We start from the raw sequence: 13,810 nt of genomic DNA on the forward strand, positions 1-13,810 counted from the left end.
GCGACGGACGGGCCGTGGATGAATAAGCGGCGCCGCGTGACGGCCGTGCGCCCGGCGAAGGTCGCCCGTTCGCGCCGTAGAGCCATGGCGCTCGCGGCAGCGCTTCTGTGCGCGGCGGGCCCCGTTCGGGCGGCCGGGGACAGCGAGCTTCGGGGGCTCTTTGCCGAACGGGTCGCGGCGATGGCCGCGCGGCTTGCCGAGTGCGGCTTCGAGGCCCATGAGGACGCAACGCGCGAGGCGCTCGTCGTCGCGATCGAACGGCCTGCGCTCCATCTCGAGGAACCGGCGCGGATGCGGGTGAATGCGGCGATGACGAGCGCCGTCAACGCCGTCGATCGCTGGATCGCCAATCCGATTTCTCCCTCCGGCGTGCGTTCGTCCGGTGGGCGCGGCGTGACCGATGCCACCCTTCTCGGCCCGGCGCTCGCCCGGCGCTACAGTGCGCCGCTCGTTCTTTATGTCGAAAGCGCACGGCCGGCGCCGGATACGGTCCGCCTCACATTGCACCTCCTCGCGCGCGAGGGGACGACGCCGTTCGCCTGCCCCCAGTCGGCCGTCATCACCCTCGATGCGGAGACTCTCGCCCCGCGCGACGCCACGGGGGCGGCGGCGAGCGAGGTCGATTATGTCCTCTTCTATCCGGCGCTCGTCGATGCGTTCGCCCGGCTCGCTCCGGCCTTTCCCGGCGCCGATGATGTTGCGGTCGAGACCAAAGGGATCGTCGGCACCTGCCCGTTCTCCGAGGCGCTGCCCGCGACGCTCGCCCGCGCGCAGGCGGCCTCGCGGGACAGCGACGGGACGCGCTCTGCAGCGAGCCTCGGATTGGACGGGCCTGTGATGCTCGTCGCCGGGCCGTCATCGCAGGCGGGCGCGCTCGACCTGCGCCTCGTTCGCGCGCGTCGCGGGGAGGCGCCCGAAAGCGTTGCGAGCCGCGTGCTCGTGTCGCCGGACCGGCTCGAAGGCTGCCGCTTCGAACCGCCGTCCGAGCCGGTGATCGATGGCGTCCCGGCGCCGGATGCCAGCGCGGGAGGCGAGAGCGAAGCGCTCAATGCCCTGCTCGATCAGTGGACCGGCGATCCGGCGCGTCTCGCCGCCGCCGCGCGGTCGGCGCAAGGGGGCGATCTCGGCGGGACGGTCTCGCCCGATACGCTGCGGGCGGCGGCCGGAGCGCTTTCCAGCCTCGACGCGGCGACGATCGAACGGCTCGGCCTGTCGCAGAGCGCCGCCGCGATCGGCGCGATCGTCGGCACCGGCACCGGCGGGGAGGGCGCGAATGCCGGCGCGGAGGGGGCGGACGGGGCGGCGCTTCGCACGGCCTTCGTCGCGCGTCTCGTCTCCCGCTGCGACGCGCTTGCCGGCGCGACGGAGGGCGGCAATGGGGCGATCGACGGACCCGCCGCGGTGGAGGCGTGCGCGCGGGCGCAGGTGGTGGCCCCCGACGAGCCGCGCATCGCCTATCAATATGGCCGCGCTCTCGCGGCAACGGGCGACATGGGGGCGGCCTTGAGCGCTTATCGAACCGCCGCGGAGGCGGGCCATGAGCCGGCGCGCCAGGCGGTGATCGCGCTTCTTCTCGATGGCGAGACGGGGGCGGATCCAGACGGCGCCGCCGAGTGGCTTTACGAGGCGCTCGGAGACGGCAACGTCGCCGCGCTCGAACAGCTCAAACGCGGGACGGGGCCGGCACCGTTCCGGCGCGCCGTCCAGCGCCTCCTCCGGCGCGACGGCCATTATGACGGTCCGATCGACGGGGACATCGGTCCTGGCACGCGTACCGCGCTCGATCGGGCGGCGGCAGCGGCGGCGGACGCGTCAGATTGAGCCGCGCCCGGATGCGCCGCGCCGCGTCGCCGGACGGGCGCACCAAAGGCGCGCGACGATCGGCGAGTGTGCGGCGATCAGGGGCTGACGGCCAGGTGCGGACGGCGCGCGTTCATGACTTCGCGGGCGCCGCGCCGTCCGGCGATGGATGCTCAGACCACCTTCGTCATGGTGAAGGTCTGGCCGACCGACGGCGCGCACGACAGGCGCTGCGGCGCGAGGAAGGTGCACTCGGCCGAGCGGCGCTCGTTGAGCGCGATGCTCGTCCATTCGAGCTGGATTCCGCCCGTGCCGCGACCATAGCGGCCATCCGCGACGACCGTCTCACCCGTGCCGGTCAGGCGAGACGAAAACGCGCCATTTTGGAAGGTGGCGATGAAGACGCCGTCGTCGGACGCCCAATTTCCCTCGATCGGTTGGCCGCCACCGCCCATCTGGCAGCCGGCGAGCCCAAGGGCGACGATGCAGGACGTTAGAATGGCTCTCACGGCACAATGTCCTCTCAGTGTTGGATCACCGAACGCTGCCGTTCATGCATCAAATGTGCAACCAAAAGCGCAGCCGGACCGTGAGGCGGAATGAATTCACGTCGCGGTGCGGGAAATCGGCAACGACCGCGTCGTGTTCTTCCGCGCGGAGCCCGTCGGCGATGCGAATCTTTCTTCGTTGGGGCCGATCGTTTAGGGACGAGACGCGAGGCGACCGAGACACAGCGATCGTCGGCGACACACGCTGACGGCGGACGTCTACTCGCAGCGGACAGGACAGCGATGCCGCTGGACGGCCCCGACATGACCCGGAGCGGCGTCTTCGGCCTTCTGCGCCGATTGGCCGAGCCGCTCGCCGCGCTCGCCGTCGTCCTCCTCATCTGGGCGACCGTGATCCCCGTCGTCGCGCGTGCCGACGGGACGTGGTGCATCGGCACGATCGGCGGCCTTGCGCCCGAGGCCTGGGCGACGCCGATTTGCGACCATTGCGTCCCCGTCGTGCTTCCCGACGCGGCGGTGCCAATCCTCGCCGCGATCGCACGGTCGCCTTTGCCGGCTGCCGGGCGGGTTCCGGAGCGCCCGTCCGTCCTCCTCGTCGCGCTCACCCGGATCCGTGACCCACCGCCCCGCGGGAACGAGGCCAATCCGAATGTGTTTGCTCAAAGTGTATGAGAAAAAGACGATGAAACGACTTTTGATGGTGCTCCTTCTCGCGCCGACGGCCGCGTTCGCCCAGGCGAGCCCCGACAGCCCCGCAGCACCGACCGCCCATGTCGCCGAGCCCGGCGAGGCCGGTTCGGCGAAGATCGGCGGCATCGTGATCGAGAATGCGTGGGTGCGCGGCACGCCGCCGGGAGCGCCGGTCGCCGGCGGGTATCTCACGATCCGAAACACCGGCTCCGCGCCTGACCGCCTGATCGGCGGCACGGCAACGTTCGCCGGCGCCGTCGAGGTTCACGAGATGACGATGGCGAACGGGGTGATGCAGATGGCGCCGCTTCCCGAGGGGCTACCCATCGCACCGGGTGAGACCGTTTCGCTCGCGCCCGGCGGCGATCACCTGATGTTCATGGATCTCACCGCGCCGGCCGAGCCTGGGACGACGGTGGTCGTCACGTTGGACTTTGCCGAGGCGGGGCCGGTCGAAATGGCGATGCCGGTGTCGCCCCTCGGGGCGCAGTCCTTCGACGGCCATTCGGGCGACGCGGGGGCCGGCCACGGCGAGGGCGCGTCTCACTGACGGTGCCCAAGGCGCGGCAGCGCCGCGCTTTTCATCTGACGATGCAGCAGCGCTGCGCTCTGACGTTTGACGGCGGAGCGCGGCGGCGCCGCCTCGTTCCGTCCCTCCAGCAGCCGGCTCAGAAGGCCGGGGAGGGAACGCAGGCGGCGTCGGTATCGGGCACGAGCTCGACCACGCGATAACCCTCGCGCGTGAGGGTCTCCAGGAAGTCCGGCAGCATCGCGACGGTGCGGGCGTGAATGTCGTGGAAGAGGATGATGCCGCTCTTCCTCTCGCGGAGTTTGGCCATCGTGTCGGTGGCGACGGTCTCCGGCGTCACCTGATGATAGTCCCGCGAATCGATATCGACATCGAGCACGATGGTGCCGCGTTTGGCGAGATCGCCGCGCAGCGCCTTGGTGTCGGCGAGGTAGGGGAAGCGGAAAAATTGGGCGGGGCCGAGGCCGGTGCCGGAAAGGGCGGCGTTCACCGCCCGCTCGCCCCGCGCGATCTCGGCGAAGGCGTCGCTCTCATCGAGCTGGGAGAGGTCGGTGTGGGCCGCGGTGTGCGAGCCGATCGAATGGCCGCGCGCGGCCACCTCGCGCACGAGATCGGGCGAGGCGTCCGCCATCTGGCCGACCATCAGGAAGGTCGCCTTCACACCATAACGGTCGAGCGTGTCGAGGATTGCGGGGGTGCGCTTGCGGGCGGGTCCGTCATCGAAGGTGAGGATCACCTCGTGGTCGTCGAGTACGATGTCCTCGACCTTGGAGACCGGCAAGATCCGTCCTGTCAGCGCCGTCGCCGCGACGCGCGTGTCCGGGCCGCAGCGCGGACCCGGCGGGACGGCGCTTTCGGGGGCGGGCGTGGCGCGCGAGGGGCCGAGCGGGGCAAGCGGCGCGAGGGGCGCACGCGTCACCGGCGCGGGGCGGACGGCGACGGGACGCGCGATGGTCATCGTGTCGCGCGCGGCGAAGGCCACGCTACGCCGTTCGGTCTGACAACCGGCAAGGAGCCCTGCGGCGAGGCCCGCCAGCAGGAGCGTTCGTAGGTCCATGATGCGTCCTGAGAACCCTGTTTCGGCGCGGAACAGGGTTACCGAGTATGGTTAATCCGAGGTTGCCTGCGCGAGGCGTCCTCGTCACGTGGGCACGCTGGCCCACGAACGCAACGGCCTTCTCGGATGGCGCCGGCTGTCCGGCGCCGCGCTGCCGCCGCGCTCAATCGCTCGGCAGATTCTCCTGCAGCCAATCATAGGACGCGACGATCATCTCGTGCGCGCGGGGGCTGTGGAGGGGGAGCTCGACCGTGACGAGGCCCTGGAACTCGATCTCTTCGAGGGTCTTGAGGACGGCCGGAATGTTCATGTCGCCCTCGCCGAAGGGGAGGTGGGCATGGACGCCGCGCTTCATATCCTCGAGCGAGACCGCGCCGAGGACCGGGGCGAACTCCTTCACCGCCTTGGCGGGATCACGGTCGTTGGTGACGAGCGAGTGGCCGACATCGAGGGAGAGGCGCAAGGGCGCGTCGGTCATCTGCTTCAGCGTTTCGCGCACGAGGACGAAATCGTCGAGCGTGCCGACCATATGGCCCGGCGCCGGCTCCAGCGTCGCGACGACGCCTTCCTCGGCGGCGAATTCGACGACCTGACGCAAACCGTCGAGAAGCCATACGCCGGCGTCCTGTTGGCTGACGCCGCGCCGGGTCCGGCCGGAGGTGAACCCCACCGAATCCGCGCCCGCGATCTTGGCGATACGGATCGCGCGTCGCAGGAAATCGAGCCGCCGGTCCCGGCCGTCGGAGGCGGGGTGGAGGAGGGAAGGCTCGTTCGCCTCGCGCGGGTCGAGGAGATAGGGGGCACTCGTTTCGACCACGAGGCCGAGATCGAGTTCGGCGAGACGCTTGGCGAGCGCCTCGGCGGCTGCCTCGTAGCCCTCCATGAAGGGGTCGAAATGATGGACGTCCAATGCGAGGGCGACACCGGAATAGCCGGCCTCCGCGATCAGATCGAGTGCATCGTCGAGCCGGTGGTTGGTGCAGCCGTTCGTATTATAGGCGAAGCGCAACATTGAAGATCGGCCTTCTAAGCCGTTGATTGAGAATGAGGACAGGCGGCGGAGTGTGGCGCCTGGGGACGGATCTCGGCGCGGGAATCCGAAACGCCGGCCCCCATGCCGAAACAGCTTTCAATAACCTCACGAGACTTGGCAAGCGCGTTCGGCGCCGATGGGCGTCTATTCGACATCATTGCGGCATTGCGCAGGCATGTCGCGGCAATTTGCGTCGGGCACCGAGGTCAAATCATGCCGCGCGAATCGACCGTTTTGCGGCGATGTGGGCGTCATAATGGAGGTTCGAGAGGGCGAGGCTCTGGACGGAGTCGATTCCGAGCTCGAAAAGCCGCGTTGCGAGCGCCGCCGATTCGACATTGGTTGCGGTGACGCTGACGCCATCCTCGCGCAAGCTCGCGATCGCGGTGCGCCAGATCGTGGCGAGACGCTTGTCGGTGATGATCGGAGCGATGGGCCGAGCGTCGAAGGTCACCATGTCGAACTGGGTCGCGCGGACGCGCTGGAAGGCGTTGACGCCCGGATCCCATCCGCGCAGCGCAATGCGGATCCCCTGTGCGGCGAGTGCCCTCGCGAGCTGGGGGGCGGTCCCGTGCGCGAAGGCGGCAAGCGGGATCTCGAGGATAACCGCCGAAAAATCGAGCCGCGCGGCCGTCATCGCCTCGACGATGCGGGACGGCATGTCGGCATCGACGGTGGCGTATTGGGGAAGCGTGATCCGCGTGTGGCCGACCGGATCGGTCAGGCGGGCGGCGGCGGTGCACAGCGCGCGCAGCGCCACGTTGACGAGATCGGGGCCGACGGCGAAGCGTTGCGCCGTGGCAAGGATACGCTCGAAATCGACGTATCCGACGCTGAGCTCGTGACCGACGAGATTGAGCTCGGGGTCGATGATCGGCTGGACGTCGATGGGCAGCGGCTTGTCGGTGAGGAAGGATTTCACGATCACCAGATTGTCGTGATCGAGAAGGCTGGCGGTGGGGTCGGCATGGATCATCGCCGCGCCGCGATGGGTCGTCTTCGCGCTGTGCAGCGCGATGTCGGCCTTGCGATAGATCTCGTCCGGCGAGCCGCCCGGCCCACCGAGCGCAATCCCGGCGGACAGGCGCACCTGCAGGTCGATCTCGTCGAGATCGAGGCGGTGGGAGAAGCGCGACAGCAGCCGGCCCGTCGCCTCCTGCGCCCCGGTGACGGTGTCGAGACCGTAGAAAATGACGGCGAACTCGTCGCCGGCGAGGCGGCTCACAAAGTCGCTTTCGCGTGTCGCGCGGCGCAGGATGTGCGCCACTTCCGTCAATAGACGGTCGCCGGTCGCGTGGCCGAGCGCGTCGTTCACGTCCTTGAAATTGTCGAGATCGAGGAGGCAGAGCGCGAAATCGCCGGCGGCGCAGGCGGCGGTCAGCTCGGCATTGAACGCGCGGCGATTGGGAAGGCCGGTCAGCGAGTCGCTGAAGGCGAGGGCGAGGGCTTCCCGGTCGCTCATGGATTGGCCGAGCTGAAGCTCGCGCAGCGCGCGGTGGGTCTGACGCAGCGCGTTTCTGAGGCCTTCCTCCGCGCTGAGATCATGCACCGCGATCGCGAGCCGTCGCCCGGTGGCGGGGACAGGCACGGCGCGGATGAGGACATGGCGCACCTCATCCTCGCAGCGGACGGCGAGCATATGGTCGACATAGTGGCCGGCCGCGTTCAGCCGCTCATTGAGTTCGGCGAGGGCCGCGTCCTCGACGGTGCAAGGGCGTTTGAACAAGTGCTCGTCGAGGCGCTTGGCCGTGACCGGGTCTTCCCGATCGAGATCGGCGATCCACAATTCCGAAAAGGCCGTCACCTGTTGAGCCATGACCTCCGCCCGTGCGATGTCGCTCGGCTTCGGTGACGAACCCTTTGACAAATTCTCTAACATCGACGTCCCCAGCCCGCACTCGTCGTTGCCACGAACAACAACCTAAGGAGGTGTCGAGAATCAACCATAATTTGCCAGCCCACCCGAATAAGGCGCAAATAAGTCATCCAGCGTGACATGGCAAAAAGATGGCGGAAATATGTCTCGATTCTGTCTTATTGCAGTCGGGACGATGTTAGAGGGGAATCGTGTCGTGCTTGCGCCAAGGATTCTCCAGAGATTTCCCTTCCAGCAGACGAAGCGCCCGGGAAATTCTGCGGCGTGTCGAATGGGGCAGAATGACTTCGTCGATGAACCCGCGCTCGGCGGCGACGAAGGGGTTGGCAAACCGCGTCTCATACTCGGAAATGCGGTCCGCCAACCGATCCGGATCGTCGCGATCCGCGCGATAGAGGATCTCCGCCGCGCCCTTTGGGCCCATAACGGCGATTTCCGCGGTCGGCCAAGCATAATTCACGTCGCCCCTCAGATGCTTCGATGCCATGACATCGTAGGCGCCGCCATAGGCTTTGCGTGTGATCAGGGTCACTTTCGGGACGGTTGCTTCCGCATAGGCGAACAAAAGTTTCGCACCATGTTTGATGAGCCCGCCATATTCCTGCGCCGTCCCCGGCAGGAAGCCCGGCACGTCGACGAAGGTGACGAGCGGGATGTTGAAGGCGTCGCAGAAGCGCACGAAGCGGGCGGCCTTGCGTGAGGCATCGGAATCGAGAACGCCGGCGAGCGTCAGTGGCTGGTTGGCGACGAAGCCGACGGTCTTGCCCTCGATCCGGCCGAACGCGGTGATGATGTTCTTGGCGAAGGCGTGCTGGATCTCGAAGAGCTCGCCTTCGTCGGCGACCTTCTCGAGCAGCTCCATCATGTCATAAGGGGCGGTCGGGCTGTCGGGAATGAGGGTGTCGAGCGACGCCTCGATCCGGTCCGGGGCGTCCTGCGTCGCGAGGAAGGGCGCCTTCGCGACATTCGAGGCGGGGAGGAGGTCGACGAGCCGGCGCACGTCGATCAGCGCCGAGATGTCGTCGTCATAGGCGCCGTCGGCGACGGAGGAGCGGGTGGTGTGGACGTCCGCGCCGCCGAGCTCCTCGGCGGTCACCGTCTCGTTGGTAACGGTCTTCACGACGTCGGGGCCGGTGACGAACATGTAGCTCGTCCCGCGCACCATGAAGATGAAGTCCGTCATCGCCGGGGAATAGACGTCACCACCCGCGCACGGGCCCATGATGACCGAGATCTGCGGGATCACCCCCGAGGCGAGCACGTTGCGCTGGAACACCTCGCCATATCCGCCGAGCGCGGCGACGCCCTCCTGGATGCGCGCCCCGCCGGCGTCGAAAAGGCCGATGATCGGCGCGCGATTGCGCAGCGCCATATCCTGGACCTTCATGATTTTCTCGGCGTGAGTCCAGGAGAGCGAGCCGCCGAAGACGGTGAAGTCCTTGGCGAAGACGAAGACGGTGCGCCCGTTGATCGTCCCCCAGCCGGTGACGACGCCGTCGCCGGGATATTTCTGATTCTCCATGCCGAAATCAGTGCAGCGATGTTCGACGAACATGTCGAATTCTTCGAACGAGCCTTCGTCGAGAAGAACGTCGAGCCGTTCGCGGGCGGTCAGCTTGCCCCGCGCGTGCTGCGCCTCGATCCGGCGGGCGCCGCCACCGGCGCGCGCCTCTTCGCGTCGGCGCTCGAGCTCGATCAGAACGTCCTTCATGCGCGGATCCTCGCCTCGTGTTCGTCTCTAAATATCGATCGGCAATGCGCGTTTTAGACGAGGTTGCCGGCGCAGGGAATTGCGCTGGCCACAGAAGACGGGCGGCGCGGCCCGATCAGCCGCTGGCGGCGAGGACGAAGGCGGCCGCCTCGGCGTCCTTGCGGCGCACCTCGCGCCGGGCGGCGGCCTCCGCGTCCTCGCCCCATTCCTTGATGTTCCAGTCCTCGTCGACATGGGCCGCGCGCCAGGCCTCCTCGAAGCCGAGTTCGCCGGCCGACACCGCGAGCGCGAGAAGGCCGGAGCCGGTCAGCGTGGTGAGCTGATGGAGGGCGGCGAGCGGGACGGGGGCACCCGGAAGGGCGGCGCGCAATGCCGCGCCGAGCCGCTCGTCCTGATTGACGGGCATCACCCCCTCGGCGAGGACGAGGCGCACGCCGAAGCGCTGTTCCGCACGCGCCACCACCGGATCCCAGTGCGTGCGCTGGCGTTCTACGAGCCCTTCGGGGGCGTCGGCTCTGTAATAAAGCAGGTCGTTGGAGGCGATCGCGACGATATCCTCCCGCACCGGCTCGATCGCCTGGGACACGCCGTCGATCGCGGTGTTGAGAAGCCGCGTCAGCGGCATCGTGACGGGTAGGATCACGTCGCCTTGCGCGTTCCACTCCGCGGAGATCGCCTCCGCGATCGCCGGCGCGGCGGCGAGGTGGCTGCGCGCCGGGGTCCGCACCGGACGGCCGTCGAGGAGGATCCGCGCTTCGCCGCTCTCGTGCGGCTCGGCGCGCGCCTCGCGATAGAAACGCTTGATCGGATCGGGCGCGGGCTGGGGCGAAGAACGGTCAGTCATCGGGGATGAGGGCCTTGATAAGAACGGGAAGCTCCGGCATCGCGCTCGCGATCGCCTGCGCGCCGGCGGCATCGAGGCCAGCCGGGGGATGATAGCCCCACGCGACGCCGATCGCGAAGGCGCCGGCGGCGCGCGCCATCTCCATGTCGTAGGTCGTATCGCCGATGACAACGGTGCGGGCGGGGTCGATCCCGGTCGCTGCCGCGGCTTGGAGCACCATCGCCGGTGCGGGCTTGGACGGGGCGTCGTCGGCGGTCATCGTGACGGCGAAATGATCCGTCAGATTGTGGTTGGCGAGGACGCGCTCGAGGCCGCGCCGGGATTTTCCGGTGGCGATGCCGAGAAGCGTCGCCGGGTCGGCGCGCAGCGCGTCGAGCGTCTCCTCGGTGCCCGGGAAGGTGGGTTCCAGCGCCGCGTCACGCGTCGCCATGTCGCGAAAGGCGGCTTTATACGCGTCGACGAGATCGTCGACCGGCGCCTCGGGGTGATGCGCGACGAGCCTCGCCACGGCCCCCGGCAGCGAAAGGCCGATGATGGCGCGGATCTCCTCCGGGGAAGGCGGGACGAGATCGTGATGGGTGAACGCGGCGGACATCGCCGAGACGATCACCGAAGCACTGTCGACGAGCGTGCCGTCACAGTCGAAGATTACGAGACGCGGTTGCATGGCTCCCAGGAGACGGCGCGGCGGACCCCGTTGCCCGCGCGGGCGGACGCTGGCCCGCAGCCGACGCCAGGTCAAGCCGTGCGCCAACGCGGCGCGGTGCATGGTGGCGGCGCGGGGGCTCAGGTTCCACCAAAAAACAGTCGGGGGCGCCTGTCTTCCGGAGCCAACCCTCGCTGAATGAAGCCCTGCGACGGATGGCGGGCGGCGGCAAGGGACGCTTCGCTCTTCGCCCTTGCCCCCGCCCGCCATCCGCCGCTGATCGGGCTTCAGCGAGGGTTGGCTCCGGAAAACAGGCTCGGCGGGTGCCGTCTTTTTGCCGAGGGGGCGGCGGCGCCGTGCGTCAGGGGGCGGTCAGCCCTTGCGGTGGTCGACGACGCGCTTCGCCTTGCCCATCGAACGGTCGATCGCGCCGGGATCGAGGACGCGCGCCTCGATCGAGATGCCGATGAGGTTCTTGACCGCGGCGTGAAGGCGCTCGCTGGCGGCGGCGCGGGCGGCCGGATCGGCGGCGTCCGGGCGGCATTCGACATGCACCGTCATCGCATCGAGCCGGCCCTCGCGGCGGATCTCGATGAGATAATGCGGGCTCAGCGCGGCAAGCTTCAGGATCTGCTCTTCGATCTGGGTCGGGAAGACGTTGACCCCGCGCAGGATGATCATGTCGTCGGAGCGGCCGGTGACCTTCTCCATCCGCCGCATCGAGCGGGCGGTGCCCGGCATCAGCCGGGTGAGGTCGCCGGTGCGGTACCGGATGACCGGAAGCGCCTCCTTGGTGAGGCTCGTGAAGACGAGCTCGCCGAGTTCGCCGTCGGGAAGGGGGTCGCCCGTCGCCGGGTCGATCACCTCCGGATAGAAATGGTCCTCCCAGATATGAAGCCCGTCTTTGGTCTCGACGCACTCGTTGGCGACGCCCGGACCGATCACCTCCGAGAGGCCGTAAATGTCGACCGCATGCATGTCGAAGGCGTCCTCGATCTCGGCGCGCATCGCGTTCGTCCAGGGCTCGGCGCCGAAGATGCCGACCTTCAGGGACGTTGCGCGCGGATCGAGCCCGGCGGCGCGGAACTGGTCGAGGATCGCGAGCATATAAGACGGCGTCACCATGATGATGTCGGGGCGGAAATCCTCGATGAGCTGAACCTGGCGTTCCGTCATGCCGCCGGACATCGGGACCACGGTGCAGCCGAGCCGTTCGGCGCCATAATGGGCGCCGAGCCCGCCGGTGAAGAGGCCGTAGCCGTAGGCGACGTGCACCATGTCGCCCGGCCGTCCGCCGGAGGCGCGGATCGAGCGGGCGACCACCGTCGCCCAGTTGTCGATATCGCCGGCGGTGTAGCCGACCACCGTCGGGCGCCCCGTCGTCCCGGAGGAGGCGTGGATGCGGGCGATCTTCTCGCGCGGGACGGCGAACATGCCGAACGGGTAGGTCTCGCGAAGGTCGCTCTTGCGGGTGAAGGGGAATTTGGCGAGATCGCCGAGGCCGGTGAGATCGTCCGGGTGGACGCCCGCCGCCGCGAAGGCCGCGCGATAATGGGCGACATTCTCATAGGCGTGGGCGAGCGTCCGCTTCAGGCGAGCGAGCTGCAGGGCGGCGATCTCGTCGCGGCTCGCGATTTCGATCGGATCGAGCGTCGTGCGGTCGGGGGTGAGGCCCAACATGAGGCTTACGCGCTGGTTGGCGATGCGGCGTCATCGTCGAGCAACGATCCGGGGATCGTTCTGGAATGCCCGCGAAATTCCGCGATCACGGTGCCGTCGGATGTGGTGATGGTGACGTCGGTGATCCCCTGTCGCCCCTCGCGATAGCGCTCGTTCGCCTCGGCGGTGAGCCGGTCGCCCGACTTTGCGGGGCGCAAATAGGTGATCTGGCATTGGTTCGCGACGGCTCTCTGACCCGTCGCGTTGCAGGCGAAGGCGAAGGCCGAATCGGCAAGGGCGAAGATGAAACCGCCATGGGCGATGCCGTGCCCGTTGGTCATGTCCTCGCGGATCGTCATCGACAGGCGCGCATAGGCGGGGCCGACCGCGTCCACCGTCATGCCGAGCGCTCGGCTCGCGCGGTCTTCGGCCCACATGGCATCGGCGGCACGGCGGGCGGTCTCCATCGCCTCAACCGCGTCCGATGAAGTGGGGTTTGCGCTTCTCGATGAAGGCGGCGACGCCCTCCTGATAGTCCGGGTGCCGCCCGGCCTCGCGCTGGATGTCGCGCTCATTGTCGAGCTGCTCGTCGAGGCTCGCCGTCTCCGCGAGGTCGAAGGCGCGTTTCATGAGGGCGAGGCCGTTGGTGGGGAGAGCGGCGAGGCGCTCGGCCATCCGAACGGCCTCGTCGACAAGCGCGGCGTCATCATAGAGGCGGTAGACGAGGCCCCAGCGCTCGGCCGTCTCGGCGTCGATCTTCTCGGCGAGCATCGCCATCGCCCGCGCCCGCGTGCGGCCGACGAGGCGGGGGAGGGTGAAGGTGCCGCCTGCGTCCGGCACCAGGCCGAGATTGGCGAACGGCTCCAAAAACACCGCCGAGCGGCCGGCGACGACGATATCGCAGGCGAGGGCGACATTGAGGCCCGCCCCGGCCGCGACGCCGTTCACCGCGGCGATCACCGGCAAGGGCAGCGCCCTGATGCGACGCACCAACGGGTTGTAGAGCCGGCCGAGCGTGTCGCCGAGATCGAGGTCGGCGGCACCGCCCGCGCGGCGGTCGGACAGGTCCTGGCCGGAGGAGAAGGCGCGTCCCTCGCCGGTGAGGATCATCGCCCGGACGGTGGTGTCCGTCTCGGCGATCGCGATCGCGTCGGCGAGATCGCGATGCATCTCCTCGTTGAAGGCGTTCAGCGTCTCGGGACGGTTCAGCGTGACGATCAAGACGGCGCCCCGTCGCGCGCTGCGAACGGTGTCCATAGGCCTCCCCAAACGGCATTCGGCGATCCGCCGATGCCCCTTTCGCGTCACCCGTGCTCCGTCCGATATGTGACAGATACACTTGACGCATGTCGTTTTCCGTAACTTATTGAGCCCTCAAAGACGTTGTCAACGCGCCGTCTTTCGCGGGTTTGCCGGAATTTTCGGCGCGGACCGAGTTGAACGATAACGGCCGTCA

The 13,810-nt window shown here is 68.4% G+C and carries 13 protein-coding genes; 3 read left to right on the forward strand and 10 right to left on the reverse strand.

The genetic code is table 11. The features are described 5' to 3' along the window. Positions 1–18: 18 nt before the first annotated feature. Positions 19–1,821: a tetratricopeptide repeat protein gene (locus tag L1787_RS23200; protein WP_235711485.1), complete on the forward strand. Its 1,803-nt coding sequence runs from the start codon at positions 19–21 to the stop codon at positions 1,819–1,821. Between the two features lie 152 nt (positions 1,822–1,973). Here the strand turns inward: L1787_RS23200 and L1787_RS23205 are convergent, their stop codons facing one another. After that, a complete protein-coding gene (locus L1787_RS23205; protein ID WP_235711486.1) occupies positions 1,974–2,309 on the reverse strand; it encodes an Omp10 family outer membrane lipoprotein in 336 nt (111 codons plus the stop codon). A gap of 303 nt (positions 2,310–2,612) precedes the next feature. On the opposite strand from L1787_RS23205, the gene L1787_RS23210 reads away from it, so the two are divergent. Both L1787_RS23210 and L1787_RS23215 read left to right on the forward strand, forming a co-directional pair. Next, positions 2,613–2,981 carry a hypothetical protein gene (locus L1787_RS23210; RefSeq protein WP_235711487.1) on the forward strand — a complete coding sequence of 123 codons (369 nt, stop codon included), beginning with the start codon at positions 2,613–2,615 and terminating at the stop codon, positions 2,979–2,981. A 10-nt stretch (positions 2,982–2,991) separates the two neighbouring features. After that, positions 2,992–3,549, forward strand: coding sequence for a copper chaperone PCu(A)C (locus tag L1787_RS23215; RefSeq protein ID WP_235711488.1), 558 nt, complete (start codon positions 2,992–2,994; stop codon positions 3,547–3,549). 118 nt (positions 3,550–3,667) lie between these two features. Here the strand turns inward: L1787_RS23215 and L1787_RS23220 are convergent, their stop codons facing one another. The 9 genes from L1787_RS23220 to paaG form a co-directional block, all read right to left on the reverse strand. Continuing rightward, positions 3,668–4,585: a polysaccharide deacetylase family protein gene (locus tag L1787_RS23220; protein WP_235711489.1), complete on the reverse strand. Its 918-nt coding sequence runs from the start codon at positions 4,583–4,585 to the stop codon at positions 3,668–3,670. A 163-nt stretch (positions 4,586–4,748) separates the two neighbouring features. Beyond that, entirely contained in the window at positions 4,749–5,597 is an 849-nt protein-coding gene (locus L1787_RS23225) for a sugar phosphate isomerase/epimerase family protein (protein ID WP_235711490.1), read from the reverse strand. A gap of 232 nt (positions 5,598–5,829) precedes the next feature. Continuing rightward, positions 5,830–7,434, reverse strand: coding sequence for a diguanylate cyclase domain-containing protein (locus L1787_RS23230; RefSeq protein ID WP_235711491.1), 1,605 nt, complete (start codon positions 7,432–7,434; stop codon positions 5,830–5,832). Positions 7,435–7,672: 238 nt separating this feature from the next. Further along, positions 7,673–9,205 carry an acyl-CoA carboxylase subunit beta gene (locus L1787_RS23235; RefSeq protein ID WP_235711492.1) on the reverse strand — a complete coding sequence of 511 codons (1,533 nt, stop codon included), beginning with the start codon at positions 9,203–9,205 and terminating at the stop codon, positions 7,673–7,675. A gap of 115 nt (positions 9,206–9,320) precedes the next feature. Then, a complete protein-coding gene (locus L1787_RS23240) occupies positions 9,321–10,049 on the reverse strand; it encodes an ATP12 family chaperone protein (protein ID WP_235711493.1) in 729 nt (242 codons plus the stop codon). After that, positions 10,042–10,716: an HAD-IA family hydrolase gene (locus L1787_RS23245; protein WP_235711494.1), complete on the reverse strand. Its 675-nt coding sequence runs from the start codon at positions 10,714–10,716 to the stop codon at positions 10,042–10,044. The genes L1787_RS23240 and L1787_RS23245 overlap by 8 nt, the downstream gene beginning before the upstream one ends. Positions 10,717–11,067: 351 nt before the next feature. Next, positions 11,068–12,375: a phenylacetate--CoA ligase PaaK gene (gene paaK, locus L1787_RS23250; protein WP_235711495.1), complete on the reverse strand. Its 1,308-nt coding sequence runs from the start codon at positions 12,373–12,375 to the stop codon at positions 11,068–11,070. Between the two features lie 5 nt (positions 12,376–12,380). Next, positions 12,381–12,821, reverse strand: coding sequence for a hydroxyphenylacetyl-CoA thioesterase PaaI (gene paaI, locus L1787_RS23255; protein WP_235711496.1), 441 nt, complete (start codon positions 12,819–12,821; stop codon positions 12,381–12,383). Between the two features lie 4 nt (positions 12,822–12,825). Continuing rightward, on the reverse strand, positions 12,826–13,611 hold the full coding sequence (gene paaG, locus L1787_RS23260; RefSeq protein ID WP_235711497.1) for a 2-(1,2-epoxy-1,2-dihydrophenyl)acetyl-CoA isomerase PaaG: 786 nt from the start codon (positions 13,609–13,611) through the stop codon (positions 12,826–12,828). Between the last annotated feature and the right edge of the window lie 199 nt (positions 13,612–13,810).

Source organism: Acuticoccus kalidii (genome assembly GCF_021556395.1).
Taxonomy (GTDB): domain Bacteria; phylum Pseudomonadota; class Alphaproteobacteria; order Rhizobiales; family Amorphaceae; genus Acuticoccus; species Acuticoccus kalidii.